The following is a 20,896-nucleotide window of genomic DNA, read 5'->3' as shown; positions in this document are numbered from 1 at the left end:
GGCACGTGGTCGTGCACCGGTTGAGCAGAGGTGAGGCACGGCGGATCGCGGTGCACGCGCAACTGCTCGCGGCACCGCGCCCGACCGATCTGGTGGCGGTCGTCGAGCGCCTGACGTTCCTCCAGATCGACCCGACGGCGGCCGTCGCGCCGAGTGCGGACCTGGTGCTGTGGAGCCGGATCGGCTCCACCTACGACCCTGCCGACCTGATCCGGGCCGTCGAGACCGATCGGACCCTCGTGGAGACGGTCGCCTACATCCGCTCGCCCCGCGACCTGCCCGCCGTGATCGCCGAGACACGCGGTGCCGAGATGCACCCGACCATCGGGGAGTGGCTGCACGGCAACGAGCCGTTCCGCCGCGACATCCTGGCGTTGCTGGCGGAGTCGGGCCCGCTGCTGTCCCGGGACATCCCCGACACCAGCGTCGTGCCGTGGCCGTCGTCGGGGTGGACCAACAACCGCAACGTGACGAAGATGCTCGAATCCCTGGCGCTGCACGGACACATCGCGATCTCCGGTCGGAAGGGACGGCAGCGCTACTGGGATCTCCCCGCCCGGGTCTACGCCGTCGAGCTGCCCGAACTCGATCACGATCACGCGGTCCGGCTCCGCAACGAGCGCCGACTCGCGGCCCTCGGCATCGCCCGGTCCACCGGCCCGCAGATCCCGGGTGAGTCGCCGTACGTCGGTGACGTGGGAGAGGAGGCCGTCGTCGAGGGCGTACCCGGCACCTGGCGGGTCCACCCGGCGTACGTCGGGCTGCCGTTCGAGGGCCGCACGGCGTTGCTCTCCCCCTTCGACCGGCTGATCCACGACCGGGTACGCACCGAGCAGCTCTTCGACTTCGAGTACATCCTGGAGATGTACAAGCCCAGGGAGAAGCGCCGGTGGGGCTACTTCGCCCTGCCCGTCCTCCATCACGACCGGCTCGTCGGCAAGCTGGACGCGACCGCCGACCGCAAGAGCGGCCGACTCGTGGTCAACGCCGTCCACGAGGACGTCCCCTTCACCGCCGCGATGACCGCCGACGTCCACGCCGAGATCGAGAGCCTCGCCGCGTGGCTCGGACTCACCGTCAGCAGGCCCTAGACGCGGTCGGGTGTTCGTGTGGGTCATTGGGAGGTCACCTGACCGAGGCGGGGCGCGACGAATCGCCGCAGCGGTAGGGCGATGAGCAGTGCGACCGCGACCAGGAGGCCGCTGACCCACACCGGGCCGAGGTCGCCAGCATCGGCCCTCAGGGTCGCTGCGGCGAGGACAGGCCCGCCGGCAGCACCGATGTTGAGCGCCGCGGTCGCGTACGACCCTCCCATGGTGGGTGCGCCTGCCGCCTCGTAGAGCACCCGGGTGATCAGGGTGCTGCCCACCGCGAAGGAGAGCGTGCCCTGCACGAACGCGAGGAGCAGGAGTGCTGCGGGCTGGGCGGCCAGGACCGCCAACGCGACCCAGCCGAGCATCAACAACGGGCCACCACCTGCGATCACGATGCCGGGGTGCTGGTCGGAGAGCCGTCCTGCCAGGTTGACGCCGACGAAGGACCCGACCCCGAACAGCACCAGTACGACCGGAACCCACAGCTCGCCGAAGCCGGCGGTGTCGGTCACGATCGGTGCCAGGAAGGTGAACGTGGCGAAGGTGGCGGCGTTGACCAGGGCACCGAGCAGCATGACCAGAAGCAGCCTCGGCATTGCGAGCTGGGCGATCTCGTCCCGAAGGGATGAGCCCGCCTGAGTGCCCCGAGGTGTCTTCCCCGCATCGGACGGGATGCCTTTGATGACGCCGACGGCGGCGGGAAGGCAGAGCAGTGCGATCGTCCAAAAGGTCGCACGCCAGCCGAGTAACGTGCCGAGCAGCGCACCGCCGGGAACTCCGGCGATGGTCGCCACCGTCGTACCCGAAAGCAGCACCGACAGGGCACGCCCCAACTGATCGGGCGCGACGTACGCGGCGACCGTGCTCAGTGCCACGGCCAGGAAGCCCGCGTTGGCCAGAGCGGCGAGCACGCGGGTGACCAGCAGAACCGCGAAACTCGCGGTGAGCGCGCCCACGACGTGGGTCACGGCGAAGAGCAGCACGAAGGTCAGCAGGCTGGCCCGGGCCGGCCAGCGACGCGCGACCACCGCCATCAGCGGCGCGCCGACGATCATCCCGACAGCGAACGCCGAGGTCAGAAGCCCGGCGGCGCCGACCGACACGTGGAGACTCGCGGCGACGTCCGGCACCAGACCGGCGAGCATGAACTCCGAGGTGCCCATGGCGAAGACCGCCACGGCAAGCAGGTAGAGCGGGAGAGGCATCGAGGGCTCCGAGGTGAGCGAGAAGGAGTAGAGACGTCTCGTCACCGCAGCCAGCGCCCAGGGCGTGCGCAGACCTGTCCCGTGCGGCGAAGACCGCTGGGAAGCGAACTACGAACTCAACGGTTCAGGGAGCTGACGGCGTGACCGAAAGCCCCCACCGTGGATGCCTCAGGGCTCGACATGCCCGCACCCTACTCACCACCACCGGTCGTCATGCAACCGTATTTCGGGGGCCAGCGTCGTCATCCTCGTGCCCAGCTACGTGTCGTACTCGCCGAGGTCCCACGGCGGGCTGAACGCCATGTAGTCGCCCGGCTCGACGGTGACCCACCAGGTGTCGTCGTCCTGCTCCGGCGCGCGGGGGATCAGCCCGAAGGTGGTGCCGTACCGGTCGACCGAGAAGGGTGCGACCTCGATGCGGCCGAAGGTGACCGGGCCGAGCGCGGCCAACCGTGCCTCGTACGCCGCCCGCCGCGCCTCGCGGTCCATCAGCGCCCTCGGGCCGAAGGCGTCGATCCTCGCCTCCAGGAACCGCCCGTCGCCGTCGAAGAGATAGAGGGCGACGAACTCCTGGCCGTCGTCGTTGCCGTGGGTGCCCGGCTCGAACGGAGTGGTGAGGAAAAACTGCCGGCCGTCGCCGGTGTGCCCCACGTGCTCGGCGTGGTAGTCGTCATGGTCGATGGCCAGGCGGCTCGGTGGTCCGGCGTCCATCCGGCGGCTCCTCTCGCGTCCACGGGTGAGCCGCAGCGGTCACCCCGGCCACATCATGGCGGGCCGGTACGACACGGGCGGTCGGCCTGCACCAAGAGGCCGCCGGCGATGGAGATCCCGGACCGTCCATGGATTCGGAGCCCGTCGGGCTACTCGGCGTGCTGATGTGGTCGATTCTGTTTGATCCACGCCTCAACCGCGTCGCGGTCCCAGATTCGCATCCGGCCGTTGCCGACCACGTCGACCGGACTCGGGAAGCCAGGGCGCTTCACGATCTCCGTCGCACGCGTGCGTGACACGCCGCCGAGCATCTCTGCGACGTCAGCCAACGCGGCAAGTCTCACTTGGCGACCGTAAGCAGGTCGGGGGTTGCCACTTCGTCACTTGCCCACTTGACGGTGGCGAAGTGGTAAGTGAGGCTGATGTGGTCGCCGTACGTCCGAAAGGGGGTGATCATGGTTTGCCGAGCTGTCTATTTGGGCTGATTTCATCACTTATGAGTCGTCGATGCTCCCGCCGAGACTCGTGGCATCCCGGACGTAAGGCAGTGGCGTAAGGCTCTGCTGATGGCGGTCCGGGACCGGAGATGAGAGCTCCGGTCCCGGACCTAGATCCACTGCGAAGGAGTGGACCCGTGAGTAACCGTATGTTGCATCCGCGATGGTGCGCGCCCGGGTGTCAGGTCACGCCTGATCACCCGACTCGATCGCACACTTCGCGCCCTATGGTGATCTCCGCCGACTGGCGAGAGTTCGTCAATCTCCGACTGGCGCTGAGCATGGCCCACACGCCGATGGACGCGCCGCTGCTGGTCATGCTGGAGACCTACGACACCAACCCTGACGTCAGGCGGCCTGCCGGGGCGTTTCCCCTGTCGATCCGGCAGGCCGGAACCCTGTCTCGCGGGATAACCGGCCTGCTACGTCTCGCTCAACACACGACCTGGTGCGACCAGCCCTCGTCAGCGGGCGTGCCGATGTTCACGGACTTGGCAGAGGCGCAGCGGGGACTGTCTGACGAGGAGATCGCGCGGTTCCTCGCAATGGGCCGAAAGCCTGATCTGTCTGAGCCGTCCGAGGAAGAACGGTGAACCCTAGCTAGTTCGGAAACTGGTGCCGACCTGTCACTTCCAAGTGGCAGGTCGGCTCCGCCGGACCCCAAGGAACTCCCTGAGCCTGCTCAAGAGGGCTTGTGAGCCGTCGGGTCGGTGGCAACACGGTGCTTGGCAAGGCGGTCAGGCGCCGTTCACGCCAGGGGACGCGGTCGAGTTGGCGGGTGGCGCTGCGTGCATGGCGCGTAATTCGGTCCATCGTTGGCTCACGTCACGCCAGATGATCTGTTGTTCGGCGAAGAATCGGTCGAGCTCGGTTCGGGTCATCTTCTCCGACGGAGTGACCGTGAGGTAATAGTCCATCTCATCCCGGAGCCGGTTCAATCGGTACCGTGTCTCCTCCATCATCGCCAGCCGTGACCGCCAGCCGAACACGCCCTCCAGCGCCCCGAGCACGGTCACGGTGGCGACCATGGGCAGGGCGAGATTCGCGCCCTGATCGAACCCGTCGATTCCCAGCGCCACTGTCGATGCGGCGGCTAGGACCAGAGACGCGATTCTGACTCGGTGCAAGGCCCGTCGGTAGCGAATCTTGCGAGAGTCGGCCCAGTCGATGTCTGCCGAGACCAAATCGCGGAAGTGCACGATCGCGTCGCTGAGCGGCAGGTCGGAGCGTCGACCCACGAGTTCGTAGAGACCGCTCTCTGAACGCGATACGCCCGATTCCCTCTGCCCGAACCACCGCATGAGTCCAGGATGGACATCATCGATCACCACTTCCACCCTCTGTCGCAGGTCGGACCGGGCGCGGCCGACCCGGGGCTGCGGGTGCTCCTCCTGCGTCGGAAGCCGGCGACAGTTCGGGCGCGGTGCGAAGCTGGCGATCACCGCCATCTCGCCCCTCGATCCTGCAAACCCGAGGGGACATCCAGCGGATCGGGTCGGACCACGACGGCACCCGTCGAAGGCGGTCCGGCAGAATCGGCGGGTGCCCGTCCACCTGATCACCGACCCGGACGACGAGCGGATCGGCGACTACCGTGCGCTGACTGACGTCGAGCTGCGGACCCGCTGGGAGCCACCGCACGGCCTGTTCATCGCCGAGGGTGAGCTGGTGCTGCGCCGGGCGTTGCGGGCCGGGTACCCGGCCCGGTCGTACCTGGTCGACGCCAAGCGGGTCGACCAACTCGCGGACCTGGACACCGGAGACGCCCCGGTCTACGCCGCCAGCCAGGACGTGCTGCGTGAGGCCACCGGGTTCCACGTGCACCGGGGGGTCCTCGCGTCGTTCCGGCGTACGCCGTTGCCGAGCGCGGCCGAGGTGCTCGCGACCGCCCGCCGGGTGGTGATCCTGGAGGACGTGAACAACCATACGAATCTCGGGGCGATCTTCCGGGCGGTCGCCGCGCTCGGGGTGGACGCGGTGCTGCTCTCGCCGTCCTGCGCCGACCCGCTCTACCGGCGCAGCGTTCGGGTCAGCATGGGGGAGGTCTTCGCCGTGCCGTACGCGAAGCTGGAGCCCTGGCCGGCGGCGCTGGACGAGGTGCGGTCGGCCGGGTTCACCGTGCTGGCGATGACGCCGGCCCCGGACGCGGTGCCGATCCAGCGGCTCACGCCGGAACAACGGGCCCGCGCCGCGTTGCTGCTCGGGGCGGAGGGGGCCGGGTTGACGTCGGATGCGATGGCGGCCAGCGACGTACGGGTGGTGATCCCGATGCGGCGCGGCGTGGACTCGCTCAACGTGGCCGCCGCCACCGCCGTAGCCTGCTGGGAGTTGGGCCGCGACGACGCCTGACCGTCGAGGTTCGGGCCGACCTGCGGGTACCGTTTCGCCCGTGTTCCCTACCGTCCGTGAGGTCCTCGCGCTGGACCCGGTCCGCCACGGTGCGCCGCGCCTGGTCGCCGGGGAGGCGGGGCTGGACCGGCCGGTGCGCTGGGTGCACGTGGCCGAGGTGCCGGACATCGCCACCCTGCTGCGGGGTGGCGAACTGGTGCTGACCACCGGCATCGGACTGCCCGGCGAGGACGCCGGGCTGCGCGCCTTCATCGGGGATCTCGCCGGGGTCGGCGTCTCCGGGCTGGTGGTGGAGCTGGGGCGCCGGTACCACACCGGGGTGCCCCGGGTGATGGCCGCTGCCGCCGAACGGGCCGGAATGCCGTTGGTGGAGCTGCGCCGGGCCACCCCGTTCGTCCGGGTCACCGAGGCGGTGCACGCACTCATCGTGGACGCGCAGCTCACCGAGTTGCGGGCGGCGGAGGAGATCCACCAGCGGTTCACCGAGCTGTCGGTGGAGGGCGCCGACCCGGGCGAGGTGGTCCGGCAGGCCGCTGAGCTGTCCGGCTGCCCGGTGGTGTTGGAGAACCTCTCCCGGCAGGTGCTCGCGTACGACCCGGCGCGGGAGAACGCCGAACTGCTGCTCGACCGGTGGGAGCAGCACTCGCGGCGGATCCGGCCGGCCGGGCGTACGGTCTACGACCCGGACAGCGGCTGGCTGGTGACCATGGTCGGCGCCCGGGGCGAGGACTGGGGTCGGCTGCTGCTGCGCTGGCCGGGCGGCGGCGAGTGGAACTCGGCGCGGGACGCGGTGACCGGCGCGATCTCGCCGCCCACCCGGCTGACCATCCTGGTCGAGCGGGCCGCGTCGACGCTGGCGCTGGGCCGGCTGATCCGGCGGGACGCCGAGGGACTGGAACGGCAGATCCACCGCACCCTGCTCACCGCGTTGCTGGACCGCTCGCGGCCGGTGGACGAGGTGGCCCTGCGAGCTCGGGGCCTCGGGCTGGTCCTGGAACGCCGGCACCTGGTCGGGGTGGTGGTCCGGCATCGGGCCGACGAGCCGGACAGCGGCTCGACCGGGACCGGTGACGGCGACGAGCCCGGTCCGGCCCGGTTGCGGGACCTGGCCGAGGCGGTGGGCCAGGCGGTGCGGGAGGCGAACCTGACCGGCCTGACCAGTGCCGTGGACGACCAGGCGGTGGGGGCGCTGCTGGCCCTGCCGGACCCGGCGGCGGAAGAGCGGGCGCTTGCCTCCTTCGCCGCCGCGCTGCGCCGGACCCGCCCCGAGTCGAGACCGTCCGATCCGGCTGCCACCCGGGCTGTCGGGGGCGGGAAGGGAGCCGAACCCGGACGAGGTGCCGGTGGCGGCAAGGGGGCCGAGCCGGGCCGGGACGCCGGCGGGCTCATCATCGCGGCCGGCTCCGGGGTGAGCAGCCTGCGCGAGGCGGGCAGGTCGCTGATCGAGGCCCGGCAGGTCGCCGAGGCCGCCCGCAACGACCGCCGGGACCTACCGATCTTCCGGTTGCCGCATGTCGGGCTCGCCGGGCTGCTGCACCTGCTGCGCGACGAGCCGCGCGTGCAGACCTTCGTCGAACGCGAGCTCGGGGCACTGCTGGCGTACGACGCCCGGCACCCGCGTGAACACCTGCTCGGCACGCTGCGGGCGTACCTGGAGCAGGGCCGCAACAAGTCGGCGGCGGCTGCGGCGGCCCACCTGTCCCGGCCGGCGTTCTACGAGCGGCTGGCCCGCATCGGCCGCATCCTCGACGTCGACCTCGACTCCGTCGACGCCTGTCTCTCCCTGCACGTCGCCCTGCTGGCCCTGGACGCCATCCGCACCTCCTGACCCCCGCCTCGCCGTGCTCCGCCCGTGTCCGCCGCGTCGATCATGGAGTCGTGGCGGGAACAAAAGCCGTCTAAATGTCGATATCGACTACCACTAGTCCATGATCGCCGGACACGGGCACGGGCACGGGCACGGCATGGGGGTCGGGGTGGGGGTGGGGCGCTTGCGGTGGGGCCGTGCGGCACCGGCTCGCCTGACGGCCGTCACTCGCTCAGCGAGTGCAGGGCCTTGGTGTAGGCGGGCGGGACGTAGCTGGGGCCGCCGCCGGGGGTGAAGACGTCGGAGGTGGCGGCCGTGGCCCACGCGCTGTCCGGTACGGCGGCGACCAGCGTGCGGACGACCGGGGCGTCCCGCCAGTCCGGCTGCTGGGCGAGCAGGCTCAGTGCCACCACCGACTCCTCCACCTCGCCGACGCACTCGAACGGCTTGTGCCCGTCCACGCCGAGCAGTTCCCGGTAGCCGGGGATCTGCGACTCGTCAGCGAGCAGGTCACCGCCGAAGATGTGGGTGATCCGCTCCCGGGACATGAACGGTGCCAGGGCCAGGAAGACGAACCGGCACTTGGGGCAGTCGCGGCACCAGCGCTCGCTGGCGTCGCGCAGCTTGAACGCCGCGTTGCAGCTGGTCACCACGTCGTCGTACCGGTCGATGGTGGCGAACAGTCGGGCGATGTGCAGCTCCGACAGCGGGCGCAGCAGGGAGAAGTACGGTTCGGTGAGCCCGGCGTGCTCGGCCAGCGCCGCCCGGAGCAGCCCCTCGGCCTCGACGCCCTTGGACCACTGGTGGTTGACCTCGTGGCCGTTCCAGACGAGGTTCGGGTCGGAGGCGGAACGCTCGTTGGACATGACCACCGGTCCGAGCCCGTGCAGCACGGCGGTGGCGACCGCGATCAGCGAGTTGATCGCGGTGACCGGGATGTGCCCGTTGCGGGCGCCGGCGGCGTTCAGCTCGAACAGCACCGGGTCGAGGCGTCGCCGGGCGGCCAGCGGGGTGAGTCCGGAGGCCGCGTTCACCGCGTTGATCACGTGGTTCGGGTTGACCGAGAAGGGGACCGGGTCCAGGCCGGCGCGACGCATCGCCTCCAGGCTGACGATCGAGTCCTTGCCGCCGCCGACCGCGCTGAGCGGTCGACGGTCCGAGTTGTCGTACTCGCCGACGGCGGCGACCCGGCCCTCCGGGATCACCGGGGACAGGTCGAGCACGTACGGCAACTGGTTGCGGTAGGCGTACTCGGCGAGGCCCTTGGTGTAGACGGCGGTGACGAACCCGGCGGCGGCCGGGCCCAGCGGCGTCGGCAGCACCAGCTGCCCCGGCGCGGCGGCCTTGTAGTAGCTGACGCCGGCCACGACGTGCAGCAGCTCCAGCACCCGGCCGAGCGCCGCCACGGCGGCGTCCGACGGTGACTCCTCCGGCACCGGAAGCGTGATCACCTCGGTGAACCGTTGCTCGCCGTCGGGCCCGGTCAGGGCGTAGTCGAACAACGCCTCCCCGGTCGAGAGATCGATCGAGTAGGACGGGAAGGTGAACGCGTCCATCCGCGCCAGCTGCGTATTGGGCACACGCCATACTAGGCCCTGGTTCGTCCGGCCGTGCCCGGCTCCGCCGGACCCCGCACGTGCCCCGTTGCCGTCGCACCCGAGGAGAAGCTGTGCGCCTGTCTGACCTGCGCGGACGTACCGTCGCCGTCTGGGGGGCGGGTCGGGAGGGACGAGCCGCGGTGATCGCGATCGCCGCCCACGGCCCGGCCGACCTCGTCGCCGTCGACGACAGCGCCAACTTCCTCTCGCTGCCCTGGGAGGGGCCGCTGGCGGAGGCGGCCCCGCTGGTCACCGGCGAGGAGGGCCTCGCCCGGTTGGCCGCCGCCGACGTGGTGGTCCGGTCGCCGGGTGTGCCGCAGACCCACCCGTGGCTGGTGGAGCTGCGTCGCCAGGGTGCCACCGTCACCCAGGGCACCTCGCTCTGGATGGCCGACCACGGCCCGCGCACCGTCGGGGTGACCGGCAGCAAGGGCAAGAGCACCACGTCGAGCCTGATCCACCACCTGCTGACGGCGGTGGACCGGCCGAACGTCTTCGGCGGAAACATCGGCGTGCCGACGCTGGACCTGCCCGAGGCCGAGCTGTACGTGCTGGAACTCTCCAGCTACCAGTGCAGCGACCTGACCGACTCGCCCCGGGTCGCGGTGGTCACCGCCCTGTTCCCGGAGCACCTCGACGCGCACGGCGGTGAGCGGGAGTACTACCGGGACAAGCTCAACCTGCTGGCGTACGGGCCGAACACCGTGGTCGTCAACGGTGCCGACCCCCGGTTGCTCGTCGAGCTGGGTGACCGCGCGGCGGTCCGCGCCGGCACCGCCGAGTCGGTGAACGTGGCCGCCGGCCCGGACGGTACGCCCTGGTTCCACCGGGTCGACCAGCCGCTGTTCCCCCGGGCGGTGCTGCCGCTGGTCGGCCGGCACAACGAGGGCAACCTCTGCGTGGCGCTGGCCGTGCTCGACGCCCTCGGCGTGGACCTGGTCGACCGCAAGGACACCCTGGCCGTGGCCGTCGCCGGCTTCCAGGGGCTGGCCCACCGGTTGACCGAGATCGTCGACCCGTCCGGCCTGACCTTCGTCGACGACACGCTGGCGACCAGCCCGTACGCGGCCATGCACGCCATCGACGCGTACGACGGGCGGCCGTTGACCGTGATCGTCGGTGGTGCCGACCGGGGCGTGGACTACACCCCACTGCGCGAGCACCTGGCCGAGCGGGAGCTGACCGTGATCGGCATCCCGGACAGCGGAGCGCGCATCGTCGAGGCGTTGGACGGGCTGCCGAAGGTGCGCACCGAACTGGTCGAGGACCTGGCCGACGCGGTCCAGTTGGCCCGGCAGGTCACCCCGGCCGGTGGCGTGGTCCTGCTCTCCCCGGCCGCGCCCAGCTACGGTCGGTTCCGCAACTTCGAGCACCGCTCGGAGGTCTTCGCCGAGGCGATCCGCGCCACCGCCCCGGTCTGACCGCCCTACCGGGTCTGCCGCACAGGCGCGGGCTCCGGCGGAGGCGCGAGGTCGGCGACCAGGTCGGCGGCGTCGAGCAGACGGACCCGGTCGGCGTCGAGAGCGGCGGCGTGCAACGCGTACACCGGCGCGCCCTCGGCGACGGTCAGGTCACCCCTGAGCAGTGCGGCGAAGCCCGGTGCGGTCGCGTCGTCCGGCACTCCGTCCCCGTCCGGCGGGCCGAGCGCGACCAGTCGTGCGGTGAACGCCTCGACGGACTCGTCAGGAGCCCGTCGGTAGGTCACCCTGGCGTCGCCGTCATAGCGGACCATCACCGTCCGGGCCCGGGCGGCGGCATGCCAGCAGGCGAGTTCCCAGAGACTGACCCGCTGTCCGGCGGCGAAGTGGTCGTCGGCCGCCACGCTGAGCCGGGCCAGCGTTCGGGAGTAGCGGGCCACCGAGTGCTGCTCGCCGCTACCGGTCATCGCGGCGTCGATCCAGCGCATCGTCCCCGTCTGCACGTCGATCACCAGCGGGGTGGACACCTTGACCTGGCCGGTGAGGTCGAAGCGCTGCTCGACGGCCTTCGGCTCGAACGGCGCACCCCGACCGGGGTCGGCCATGAACCCGGCGAAGGCGTCGGTCATCGCCTCGAAGGGCACGTCGTTGTAGCTCAACACCACCATCGTGGCGTACCGGACGCCGCGCTTGCGCAGCTCGGGCAGGTCGAGGTCGACGAACTCGCTGGCGCCCAGCGGTGCCGGCGCGGAGGTCAGATCGCCGGAGTGCACCGCAGCGCGGTCACCGAAGCGCAGCCGGGTGTAGTCGCACCATCCGACGAAACCGCCGTCCGGGGCGATCATCGCCACCGACAGGTCGAGGTCGACCCGGGTGCCGACCGGCTCGGTCCAGTGCAGGAACAGCCGAAGCCGGCGTCCGGTGGGCAGCGGCTGGCGGCTGCCCCGAGGTAGCCGGACCAGGGCCGCCGATGCGGTGCGTTCGGTGAACGGGGCCACGAGGTCGACCAGGCCGGCGTCGAGCACGGCCAGTTCCGTGCCCGGCAGCAGCGCGGCGCGTCGGCGCAACTCGCCGGTGATTACGGCCTCCACCTCGCCGCCGAGACCGGCCCGCAGGCGGTCGCGGTGGTCCGGCATGGCCCACAGGCGGGCCCGGCCGCCGCGTGGGAAGAACAGCCGGGTGCCGGCCGGCCAGGTCGCGCCACGGACCGCGCCGACGGCCGCGATCAGCACCCCCGGCGAGACGGTACGCACCGCGTCCGTCACCGCCGTCAGCAGCGGCTGCGGCTGCGCGGTCCGGGCCGCCAGCGCCACCGTCCGACGCAGCAACTCGCCCGGTCGACGGGCCAGCAGTGCCAGCGCGGCGGCCGTGTCGCCGGTGCCCAGCGCTGCCTCGACCCGGCCGGCCCACGTGGTGAATCGCAGCCGGTCGCCTTCGACGCGCAGCAGTGGCACGTCGGCGGCGGTGGTGAGCAGCAGACGGCCGAGCGGGGTACGCCCGTCGAGCCGGGTGCCGCGCAGCACGGCGAAGCCGACAGCCGTCCGGGGGTGCCGCTCGGCATGTGCGAAGGGGTGCAGCGACTCGGCGGCCCGCAACCACCGGCCCCGATGCCGTAGCAGGTCGTCGACGAGAGCCGTCGGGTCCAGCGCGTCCAGCCGGGCGAGCAGCGCCCGCCGCAGCGGCCGGGGCAGTGAGTGGTGTCGTGCGGGTGGCTCGACCAGGCCGGCGTCGCCGCCGTGCAGCACCCACAGCAGCCGCAGCGCGTCGGTGGCGGTGCCGACGTGGCGGTCGAGCAGTTCGGTGATCTGTTCGACCGGCTGCGGCTGGCCGAGGATCCGGCCGAGCACCAGGGCCCGGGTCTCGCGTACCGGGAGGTCGGCGGGGAGCCAGTCCAGCCGGGTGGTGCCGGCGTGGTCGATCAGGAAGGTCAGGTCCGTCCGGTCGACGTCGGACAGCGGCGTATGGCGGGCCAGCAGCGTCGCCAGGGCCTCGTGCACGGCCCGCCCGGCGTCCTCGGCGAGTTCGAGCACGGCGGCACGGCGCGGCATCGGCAGGGTCGGTCCCGCGCTCGGCGGTGTGGCGACGGTGAGGAACGGGCCGTCGCCGGTGATCCGGCGGTGGCACAGCGGACAGCCGGTGTAGCCGTGGTCCCAGCACGCGGTACAGACCAGGTGCGCGCAGGGAGAGACGGCCGCCACCGTGTCGAGCGTGCCGCAGAGCACACAGGGCTGTTCCGGTCCCTGCAACAGCAGCGTGAAGATCCGGCGTACGTAGAGCTGTTCGGTGTCGGCGGGCACCCGGCGGGGGAAGTCTCGGAACAACGGCACGTGTGGCGCGTCCGCCCCGACGACCCGCTCCAACACGGTGAGCAGCGCCAACCCGGTGGCGGCCAGCCGGTCGGCGGGCAGGCCGACGAGCCAGCCCCGCAGCCGTGGCCCGAGCAGCCAGCCGAGCCCGAGCACGTCGGCCTCCAGCGCGGCGAGCCCTTCGGAGACCGTGGCCGGTCGTCGGCCCGTCCGCTTGACCTTGCGCCCGGCGCCGGTGAGCAGACCGGGCGCGATCAGGTTCGCCCGGCGGACCAGGGTGACCGCCAGCGGGTCCACTGCCACGTTCGACGCCAGTGCCGCCACCGCCACCCCCCGGGTATCTGGACAGACAGCGAGGGCGGAGATCGGGCGCGCTAGTTCTTCAGAAAAGAGCCCAGAAGGAAGCACGCCCAGGAGCCGCCCTCGCCGCCGGAAGGCTACCGGGCGACGCTGCGGCGGCGCACTGCGGTATTCGTCAGGACCTCGTGGACGGTCGCTGGACCAGCGTGGTGTGCAGCGTACGCATGGAACGGATGGCCGAGCGGATCTCCTGGAGGTACCGGCCGGGGGTGAGGGTGGGCTCGGGCAGGCAGGTCAGGTCTGGCCGGGCGGGGTCCACTCCGACGGTGTCGATCTCGCAGCCGTACGGCACGGCCAGGGTGCGCAGCGCGTCGCAGTGCTGGAACGGTACGTAGATCGGTGCGGTGACCAGCAGGACCGGCTCGCCGGGGGAGAGCCGGGCGTGTTCGGCCCAGAACCGCTGCGTGTCGGCGGTGTGCGCGCGTCGTCGCTGCGGCTCGCTCGACGGGGCGGCCAGCACCCGCACCGGCGGCAGCCCGGCCGGCCGGTAGGTCCGTGACGACCAGGAGTGGTGCGGATGTCCGGCGTCGATCCCGTCGGTGGCGTCCGGTCCACGCAGCCCGAAGGTGCGTCGGACCGCCGCGTCGAGCACGTCGACCTCGGTGTCTCCGCCGGCCACGTCGGCGTCGGCGAGTGTCCGGCGTTCCGTCTCGGACAGTGGCCGGAAGCTGCCCAGCACGGCCACCTCGCCGGTGACGTCGACCCGGTCCCGCAGTAGATGGGCGGCGTAGGTCACCCGGCGCAGGCAGGCGTGGGCCAGGCCGCCCAATACCACCAGGTGCGCGTACCGGGTGCGGGCCGGTGGGCGGGGACGGACCAGACCGAGCGCGTCCGCAGCGGTGAGGATCCGGGCGCGGCGCGGCGGGTCGAGGTCGGGTTCGCGGGCCTCGGGCCGCTCCCGACCCGCGCGGAAGTCCCAGTGCGCGGCGGAGAACTCGTCGAGCGCGGCCAGCACGGCACCGAGGTCACCGGCGGGCCATCGGCCGTCGAAGTCGGCGACCAGTTCCCGCATCGGCGTGCTGTCGACCCAGCGGCTGATGCCGTCGGTGATCGCGGCGACCGGGTCGGTGGGGTCGCCGCACGGCAGCGGGACGGGATCGCGTGTGCCGGTGGGTGGCGGCGGTCCGGCGGCGGGGGGTGACGCGGCCACGGGCGGTGGGACGGGACGCTCGGGCACGGATCGGATCGTACCGGCCGACGGCCCGGCACGACGGTCGAGCGGCCCGCAGGGGCGGTGTGACGTGGGCCGGGTCGTTCACGGCGGTGGTCTGGACGGTCGCTCGCGGCGGCGGTACGGCCGTTTGCCCTGTCGTTCCTGCCCGCGCTGGCCTCTCCGCAGCGGTCGCTCTGACCGCCGGGTGGGTGGGCTTCGCCCTGGTCGCGGTGGCCCTGCACGCCCCGGCATACCGGCGGAGGGCTGGCGGAAAACGTGGGCCGGTGCCCGAGCCGGCGACCGGAAGCGTGGTCGAAACCGCCGTAGACGACGGAAAGCGTTGACGTTCTGTCAGCGGCTGCCGACCACCGGGCGACACGTTGGCTCTTGTCCGGGCAGCGACGGTGGTGACACCGTCGCGGTGACCGCGAACCGAAGGGTGCGACGATGACCGACGACCTGCTGGCCCGGCACCGGGCCGTGCTCCCGTCCTGGATGCCCCTCTACTACGCCGAGCCGATCGAAATCGTCTCCGGCGAGGGCCGCCGGGTCACCGACGCGCAGGGGCGCACCTACCTGGACTTCTTCGGCGGGGTGCTGACGAACATGATCGGCTACGACATCGCCGAGATCCGCGAGGCGGTGCAGCGGCAACTGTCCACCGGGATCGTGCACACCTCGACGCTCTATCTGATCCGACAGCAGGTCGAGTTGGCCGAGAAGATCGCCCGGCTCTCCGGGATACCGGACGCCCGGGTCTTCTTCACCAACTCCGGCAGCGAGGCCAACGAGGCCGCGCTGCTGATGGCCACCAACTACCGTCGCTCGCACCAGATCCTCGCGGTCCGCAACAGCTACCACGGCCGCACGTACGCGACGATGGGCGCCACCGGCAACCGGGGCTGGTCGGCCAGCGCGCTCAACCCGCTCCAGGTGGCCTGGCTGCACTCCGGTGAGCGGCTGCGTGGCCTGCTCGCCCGACTGCCCGAGGGCGACCGGGTCGACGCGGCGGTGGAGGACCTGCGCGAGGTGCTCGCCACCCAGACCTCCGGCGACGTGGCCTGCCTGATCGCCGAGCCGATCCAGGGCGTCGGCGGGTTCGTGCACGGACCGGACGGCCTGTTCGCCGGATGGAAGAAGGTCCTCGACGAGCACGGCATCCTGCTGATCTCCGACGAGGTGCAGACCGGCTGGGGGCGCACCGGGGAGCACTTCTGGGGCTACCAGGCCCACGGTGTCACTCCCGACCTGCTCACCTTCGCCAAGGGCGTCGGCAACGGGTTCGCACTGGCCGGGGTGGTCGGCCGGGCGGAGGTGCTGGAGTCGGTGCCCGCGATCAGCTTCTCCACCTACGGCGGCAACCCACTGAGCACCGCCGCCGGCAACGCCGTCCTGGACTACCTGCTCGACCACGACCTCCAGGCCAACGCCGCCCGGGTCGGCGCGATCCTCGGCGACGGCCTGCGCGCCGCGGTGGCCGGTCTCGACCAGGTCGCCGAGGTACGCGGCAAGGGCCTGATGCTCGCCGTGGAGTTCGTCCGGCCGGGCACCGACGAGCCGGACCCGGCGCTGACCGGGCGGGTGTTCGAGGCGTGCCGGCAGGGTGGGCTGCTCGTCGGCAAGGGCGGGTTGTACGGCAACGTGCTGCGGATGGGGCCGCCGTTGACGCTTACCGAGGAGGAGGCCCGCGAGGGGCTGGCCGTCCTGGTCGAGGCGATCCGGTCCGCCAGCAGCGGGGAGGTTGACCAGTGAGCGCGAGCGCGAGGAGTGAGCCGGTTCTGCGAGCCGCGCAGTCGCGAACGGAGGGCGGTGCCCTGAAGCTGATCGGGCACTTCGTGGACGGCAGGCGGGTCAGCGGCACCTCCACGCGGCGCGGGGACGTGTTCGACCCGGCCACCGGTCGGCGTACCGCAGAGGTGGAGCTGGCCTCCGCCGCGGACGTGGCGGTGGCCGTCGAGGCGGCCGCGCGCGCCGCGCGGACCTGGCGGGACGCGTCGCTGGCGAAGCGGACGGCGGTGCTGTTCGCCTTCCGGGAGCTGGTCAACGCCCGCCGGGACCGGCTCGCCGAGGTGATCACCGCCGAGCACGGCAAGGTGCTCGCCGACGCCGCCGGGGAGGTGCAGCGCGGCCTGGAGGTCATCGAGTACGCGTGCGGCATCCCGTCGGCGCTGCGCGGCGGTTTCAGCGAGAACGTCTCCACCGAGGTCGACTCGTACAGCCTGCGGCAGCCGCTCGGGGTGGTCGCGGTGATCAGCCCGTTCAACTTCCCGGTGATGGTGCCGCTGTGGTTCGTGCCGGTGGCGGTCGCCGCCGGCAACGCGGTGGTGCTCAAGCCGAGCGAGAAGGACCCGAGCGCGGCGCTGCTGCTGGCGGAGTGGTTCGCCGAGGCGGGCCTGCCCGACGGGGTGCTGAACGTGGTCAACGGTGACGCCGAGGCCGTCGACGCGTTGCTGGACCACCCGACGGTCAAGGCGGTGTCCTTCGTCGGTTCCACGCCGGTGGCGCGGCACGTCTACCAGCGCGGCACCAGCGCCGGTAAGCGGGTGCAGGCGCTCGGCGGTGCGAAGAACCACATGGTGGTGCTGCCCGACGCGGATCTGGACCTGGCCGCCGACGCGGCGGTCAACGCCGGGTTCGGGTCGGCGGGGGAGCGGTGCATGGCGATCTCGGCGCTGGTCGCGGTGGAGCCGGTCGCCGACGACCTGGTGGCCCGGATCGCGCAGCGGATGGCCGGGTTGCGTACCGGTGACGGGCGGCGCGGGTGCGACATGGGTCCGTTGGTCACCGCCGCGCACGCGGACCGGGTCCGGTCCTACGTGGAGGCGGGCGTGGCGGCCGGTGCGGTGGCGGTGGTCGACGGCCGGGAGGTGACGCCCGACGGCGACCCGGACGGCTTCTGGCTGGGCCCGACGCTGTTCGACCGGGTCACCCCGGACATGTCGATCTACACCGACGAGATCTTCGGTCCGGTGCTCTCGGTGCTGCGGGTCGGCTCGTACGACGAGGCGGTCGAGCTGGTCAACGCCAGCCCGTACGGCAACGGCACGGCGATCTTCACCAACGACGGCGGTGCGGCCCGCCGCTACCAGCACGAGGTGGAGGCGGGCATGGTCGGTGTCAACGTGCCGATCCCGGTGCCGATGGCGTACTACTCCTTCGGCGGCTGGAAGGCGTCCCTCTTCGGTGACCTGCACGCGCACGGCGCCGACGGGGTGGCGTTCTTCACCCGGGGCAAGGTGGTCACCAGCAGGTGGTTGGACCCCCGCCACGGTGGGGTCAACCTCGGCTTCCCCACCCAGACCTGAGCAGGCGCAGGACGCCCGCCCCGGCCAGGTAGGCCACCAGGGCGGCGACCGGCAGGCCGAGCGGCTCGGGTGCGGTCTTGGCGGTGGCGCTGTTGGCCACCAGGGCGTACCCGACGGCGGCGAAACCGGCGACGGTCAGGACGCCCCGCACGGCGACCCGTCGTCGGTGCGGCCGTCCGTCTTCCGGCGGGCGGTCCGCATCGGCGTCGGGTCGGCCCGGTGCCGGGGTGGCGGACCCGTACCGGCGACTCGCGGTGGAGCGGCCGGTGCGGGCCTCGATCGGGCCGAAGACCGCGACCAGTGCGGCGAGGACCACGGTGAGCAGCAGTACCCAGGGCAGACGCCAGGCCAGCCAGGCGGCCGACCCGGCTGGTGGGGTGGGCAGGACACCGAGCCGGTCCAGCGCGCCGACCAGCAGGATCACCGCGCTCAGGTGCCACAGGAAGACGGTGAGTACGACCGAGTTGACGGCGATCACGGCCTGCCAGGGGCGGCTGCGGTGCAGCCAGCGCTCGGCCCGCTCGCGCAGCAGCAGGATCAGCCCGAGCTGGGCGGTGGCCACGGCCAGCAACGCGACGCTCGGCGGAGCCGCGTTGTCCAGTCGCTGTCCGGGCAGGTTGATCATGCTGACCGGGTACGGGCCCACGGCGGTGAGCAGCACCGCGACGCCGAGACCGGCGGCGGTCAGCACCACGGCGGCACGGCGGGACATCGGTAGGCAGCGCGTCCATCGACCCGTTCGGTGGCCGGCTCCTCGGCTCCCCGCCCGGCCGCAGTCTCCCCGGCGGGCGTCGAACCAGGCGAAACCGACCTGGTGTACGGCCAGCCAGCCGAGCAGGTAGTTGGGCAGGGCCGCCGTCTCGTACCCGATCGCCCGCCCGAGGTCTCCTCCGGCCACGAGCAGCGCCATCACGACCGGCACGGCCAGTCCGAAACGGCGGTGCAACGCGTACATGAGCGGGGTCAGCGGCACCACGACGAGATAGGCGGCGAGGAACCACAGCGGGATCGTGGCGAACCAGACGACGGTGCGGAGCATGCTCGGCTCGACCCCGACCAGCCGGGCCACCACCGCGCTCCCGGCCAGCACCAGCACCAGCGCGCTGGTCGGACGCAGCAGCCGGGCGCTGCGCCCGAGCAGCCACCCACCGGCGTCTCCGCCACGATCCCGGTGCGCGGTCAGCGAGGCGGCGTTGGCGTAGCCGCCGACCAGGAAGAACACCGGCATCACCTGGACCGCCCAGGTCAGCGGGTAGGCCCACGGGATCGCGGGCAGGGCGGAGTGACCGTCGGGCTGCCCGTGCTCGTCGTAGCCGATCGTCGCGACCGCCCAGTGCCCGAGGACGACCATCATGATCGCCACGGCCCGCAGCAGATCGAGGTAGCGCTCGCGGTCGGCCGGCGTCCATGCGGCGAGTCGGGCCAGGCGGCGCATGGTCCGAGGGTATGCGCCCGTGAAGCGGAGCGGGCGGCCGATCGCCGTCGTGGAGGGCATCGCCGAGACTGGGACGATGAGACGCGTGGAGGGCACACCGGTCACTCTCTGCCCGCACGATCCGCACTGGGCGGTGCTGTTCGCGCAGGAACGGGTCGCCCTGGAAACCGTTCTCAGGCGGTGGCTGGTGGGGCCGGTCGAGCACATCGGCTCGACATCGATTCCCGGCCTGGCAGCAAAACCGATCATCGACATGATGGCGCCGGTACGCAGCCTGTCGGAGGCGGTTGCGGCGATCGAAGTGGTGACCGCTCTCGGCTACCGCAACGGTGTGCACCGCCCGGAGGAAGCGCACTATTTCTTCAAGCCGGCGACCGACAACTGGTGGGAGCGCACCTGTCAGCTCCACCTCACCGAGCCGACCTCACTGCTCTGGCGGCGACGCATCGCGTTCCGCGACGCGCTGCGGGGGCGTGTGGACTACCGGTCCCGGTACGAGCAGCTCAAGCGCGATCTCGCGCGGGCGCACGGCGCCGACCTGGCGGCCTATGCGCGCAACAAGGACGACTTCGTCAACGAGGTCCTCGGCGTCCGTGACAGGACGCAAGCGCCAGCCGTCGACTACCCGGACCGGTGACTCGGGGAGTCCGGCAGGATCTCGCCATCGGCCCTCTGCCGGCGGTTCAGAGTGTCCTCCCGGCCGCCTTTGCTCTGCTTCAACCGGCGCAACGAATTCGAGCCGATCATGTGGCGTGGGTTGAAGCAGAGCAAAGGAGGCGAAGGAGGGTCAGGTGGCCGCGCCTGCGGTGATCGGATGGCCGATAGCAAATGGCGCAGATCAATGAGTGTCGCCAATGTGCGCGAATGCGGGGCAACGTGCTCCCGCTGCCGGCCGGGGTGGCCGGGGTGGCCAAGGCCGACGGTGGCGCGGGGGTCAGGTGGGTGGCGGGACCAGGTGGGCGTGCAGGGCGGTCGGGTCGGTCACCTCGGGCAGTTCGCGGGCGGCCAGCCAGGCCGCGGCGGCGGCGCCGTCCCCGGCCGGTCGGACCGGGGCGTACGGCCAGCGTCGTCGGGCCTCGGCGTGGACGGCGGCGGCCAGCGGGGTGTCGCCGGTCAGCAGCCCGCCGCCGAGCACCAGGACGTCGGTGTCGTCGGCCGCTCGGATCCGGCCGACCGTGTCGGCGAGGTGGGTGCCGGCCGTGTCGAGCAGTGCGACCCCGGTCGGTTCGCCGGCGGCGGCGGCGTCGAGCACCAGCGGGGCGAGGCGGGAGAGTTCCACCGGTGGGCGACGGGTGGCGGCCTGCACGACCGCGTCGACGGTGTCGCGGGGGCGGGCCGCGATCTCGGCAGAGCCGGTCAGTTCGGTGAGCACCCGTCGGCCGAGGTCGCCCGGGTCGGTGCCGCTGTCGAGGGCGGTGAGCAGTCGGCGTACCGCCTGTCGTCCGAGCCAGAAGCCGGAGCCGGCGTCGCCGAGCAGCCAGCCGTGTCCGTCGGCGACGCGGTCCAGGCGTAGGTCGCGGACCCTGGCGGCGATGGCGCCGGTGCCGGCCACGAGGACGGTGCCCCGAGGGGCGGCGGTGGCGGAGGCGTACGCGATGAGGGCGTCGCCGTGCACCGCGTACGGGCAGCGGAGGCCGGCGGTCCGCCAGGCATCGGCG

17 protein-coding genes are annotated in these 20,896 nt (G+C 72.2%); 8 read left to right on the top strand and 9 right to left on the bottom strand.

Annotation, left to right across the window (positions count from 1 at the left end):
• Window positions 1-5 precede the first annotated feature (5 nt).
• Window positions 6-1,091: a DNA glycosylase AlkZ-like family protein gene (locus EYA84_RS05815; protein ID WP_131051975.1), complete on the top strand. Its 1,086-nt coding sequence runs from the start codon at window positions 6-8 to the stop codon at window positions 1,089-1,091.
• A gap of 23 nt (window positions 1,092-1,114) precedes the next feature.
• On the opposite strand, the gene EYA84_RS05810 is transcribed toward EYA84_RS05815, so the two are convergent.
• From EYA84_RS05810 to EYA84_RS05800, 3 genes are all read right to left on the bottom strand, one after another.
• On the bottom strand, window positions 1,115-2,299 hold the full coding sequence (locus EYA84_RS05810) for a Cmx/CmrA family chloramphenicol efflux MFS transporter (protein WP_131051974.1): 1,185 nt from the start codon (window positions 2,297-2,299) through the stop codon (window positions 1,115-1,117).
• A gap of 258 nt (window positions 2,300-2,557) precedes the next feature.
• On the bottom strand, window positions 2,558-3,010 hold the full coding sequence (locus EYA84_RS05805; RefSeq protein ID WP_131051973.1) for a hypothetical protein: 453 nt from the start codon (window positions 3,008-3,010) through the stop codon (window positions 2,558-2,560).
• 149 nt (window positions 3,011-3,159) lie between these two features.
• On the bottom strand, window positions 3,160-3,354 hold the full coding sequence (locus EYA84_RS05800) for an AlpA family transcriptional regulator (protein WP_131051972.1): 195 nt from the start codon (window positions 3,352-3,354) through the stop codon (window positions 3,160-3,162).
• Window positions 3,355-3,734: 380 nt separating this feature from the next.
• Between EYA84_RS05800 and EYA84_RS05795 the strand changes: the two genes are divergently transcribed.
• Window positions 3,735-4,100, top strand: coding sequence for a hypothetical protein (locus tag EYA84_RS05795; RefSeq protein ID WP_131051971.1), 366 nt, complete (start codon window positions 3,735-3,737; stop codon window positions 4,098-4,100).
• Between the two features lie 144 nt (window positions 4,101-4,244).
• On the opposite strand, the gene EYA84_RS05790 is transcribed toward EYA84_RS05795, so the two are convergent.
• The gene (locus tag EYA84_RS05790; protein WP_201272306.1) at window positions 4,245-4,955 is read right to left on the bottom strand and encodes an SLATT domain-containing protein; all 711 of its coding nucleotides are present in this window, start codon (window positions 4,953-4,955) and stop codon (window positions 4,245-4,247) included.
• Window positions 4,956-5,049: 94 nt separating this feature from the next.
• Between EYA84_RS05790 and EYA84_RS05785 the strand changes: the two genes are divergently transcribed.
• Both EYA84_RS05785 and EYA84_RS05780 read left to right on the top strand, forming a co-directional pair.
• The gene (locus EYA84_RS05785) at window positions 5,050-5,856 is read left to right on the top strand and encodes an RNA methyltransferase (protein ID WP_201272305.1); all 807 of its coding nucleotides are present in this window, start codon (window positions 5,050-5,052) and stop codon (window positions 5,854-5,856) included.
• A gap of 40 nt (window positions 5,857-5,896) precedes the next feature.
• Window positions 5,897-7,684 carry a PucR family transcriptional regulator gene (locus EYA84_RS05780; protein WP_131051968.1) on the top strand — a complete coding sequence of 596 codons (1,788 nt, stop codon included), beginning with the start codon at window positions 5,897-5,899 and terminating at the stop codon, window positions 7,682-7,684.
• Between the two features lie 203 nt (window positions 7,685-7,887).
• Here the strand turns inward: EYA84_RS05780 and EYA84_RS05775 are convergent, their stop codons facing one another.
• Complete coding sequence (locus tag EYA84_RS05775; RefSeq protein WP_131051967.1) at window positions 7,888-9,243, bottom strand: hypothetical protein; 1,356 nt, start codon at window positions 9,241-9,243, stop codon at window positions 7,888-7,890.
• Window positions 9,244-9,332: 89 nt separating this feature from the next.
• Between EYA84_RS05775 and murD the strand changes: the two genes are divergently transcribed.
• Entirely contained in the window at window positions 9,333-10,682 is a 1,350-nt protein-coding gene (gene murD / locus EYA84_RS05770; RefSeq protein ID WP_131051966.1) for a UDP-N-acetylmuramoyl-L-alanine--D-glutamate ligase, read from the top strand.
• Window positions 10,683-10,687: 5 nt separating this feature from the next.
• Here the strand turns inward: murD and EYA84_RS05765 are convergent, their stop codons facing one another.
• Both EYA84_RS05765 and EYA84_RS05760 read right to left on the bottom strand, forming a co-directional pair.
• Window positions 10,688-13,309 carry an MXAN_6230/SCO0854 family RING domain-containing protein gene (locus EYA84_RS05765; protein WP_201272304.1) on the bottom strand — a complete coding sequence of 874 codons (2,622 nt, stop codon included), beginning with the start codon at window positions 13,307-13,309 and terminating at the stop codon, window positions 10,688-10,690.
• Window positions 13,310-13,460: 151 nt separating this feature from the next.
• The gene (locus EYA84_RS05760; protein WP_236145614.1) at window positions 13,461-14,522 is read right to left on the bottom strand and encodes a hypothetical protein; all 1,062 of its coding nucleotides are present in this window, start codon (window positions 14,520-14,522) and stop codon (window positions 13,461-13,463) included.
• A 423-nt stretch (window positions 14,523-14,945) separates the two neighbouring features.
• Between EYA84_RS05760 and EYA84_RS05755 the strand changes: the two genes are divergently transcribed.
• Together EYA84_RS05755 and EYA84_RS05750 are read left to right on the top strand one after the other, a co-directional pair.
• Window positions 14,946-16,250, top strand: a complete 1,305-nt coding sequence (locus EYA84_RS05755; protein ID WP_131051965.1) for an aspartate aminotransferase family protein — start codon at window positions 14,946-14,948, stop codon at window positions 16,248-16,250.
• Window positions 16,251-16,312: 62 nt separating this feature from the next.
• Entirely contained in the window at window positions 16,313-17,803 is a 1,491-nt protein-coding gene (locus tag EYA84_RS05750) for a CoA-acylating methylmalonate-semialdehyde dehydrogenase (protein WP_131051984.1), read from the top strand.
• Here EYA84_RS05750 and EYA84_RS05745 read toward each other — a convergent pair.
• On the bottom strand, window positions 17,775-19,238 hold the full coding sequence (locus EYA84_RS05745) for an acyltransferase (RefSeq protein ID WP_131051964.1): 1,464 nt from the start codon (window positions 19,236-19,238) through the stop codon (window positions 17,775-17,777). The two genes, EYA84_RS05750 and EYA84_RS05745, sit on opposite strands and share 29 nt — an antisense overlap.
• An 85-nt stretch (window positions 19,239-19,323) precedes the next feature.
• On the opposite strand from EYA84_RS05745, the gene EYA84_RS05740 reads away from it, so the two are divergent.
• A complete protein-coding gene (locus tag EYA84_RS05740) occupies window positions 19,324-19,875 on the top strand; it encodes a GrpB family protein (RefSeq protein ID WP_161594911.1) in 552 nt (183 codons plus the stop codon).
• 297 nt (window positions 19,876-20,172) lie between these two features.
• Here EYA84_RS05740 and EYA84_RS05735 read toward each other — a convergent pair.
• Window positions 20,173-20,896: BadF/BadG/BcrA/BcrD ATPase family protein (locus EYA84_RS05735; protein WP_131051962.1), on the bottom strand; the 724-nt coding region annotated here is incomplete at its 5' end.

It is taken from the genome of Verrucosispora sp. SN26_14.1, assembly GCF_004307965.1.
Classification (GTDB): domain Bacteria; phylum Actinomycetota; class Actinomycetes; order Mycobacteriales; family Micromonosporaceae; genus Micromonospora.
Note: the sequence above shows the minus strand (reverse complement) of the source record. Positions and strands in the feature narration are given on the sequence as shown.

What these genes read in the sequence shown, in the direction of transcription:
- EYA84_RS05810 (WP_131051974.1), bottom strand. Translation starts at nt 2,299, where the DNA reads ATGCCTCTCCCGCTCTACCTGCTTGCCGTGGCGGTCTTCGCCATGGGC.
- EYA84_RS05805 (WP_131051973.1), bottom strand. Translation starts at nt 3,010, where the DNA reads ATGGACGCCGGACCACCGAGCCGCCTGGCCATCGACCATGACGACTAC.
- EYA84_RS05795 (WP_131051971.1), top strand. Translation starts at nt 3,735, where the DNA reads ATGGTGATCTCCGCCGACTGGCGAGAGTTCGTCAATCTCCGACTGGCG.
- EYA84_RS05790 (WP_201272306.1), bottom strand. Translation starts at nt 4,955, where the DNA reads ATGGCGGTGATCGCCAGCTTCGCACCGCGCCCGAACTGTCGCCGGCTT.
- EYA84_RS05755 (WP_131051965.1), top strand. Translation starts at nt 14,946, where the DNA reads ATGACCGACGACCTGCTGGCCCGGCACCGGGCCGTGCTCCCGTCCTGG.
- EYA84_RS05745 (WP_131051964.1), bottom strand. Translation starts at nt 19,238, where the DNA reads ATGCGCCGCCTGGCCCGACTCGCCGCATGGACGCCGGCCGACCGCGAG.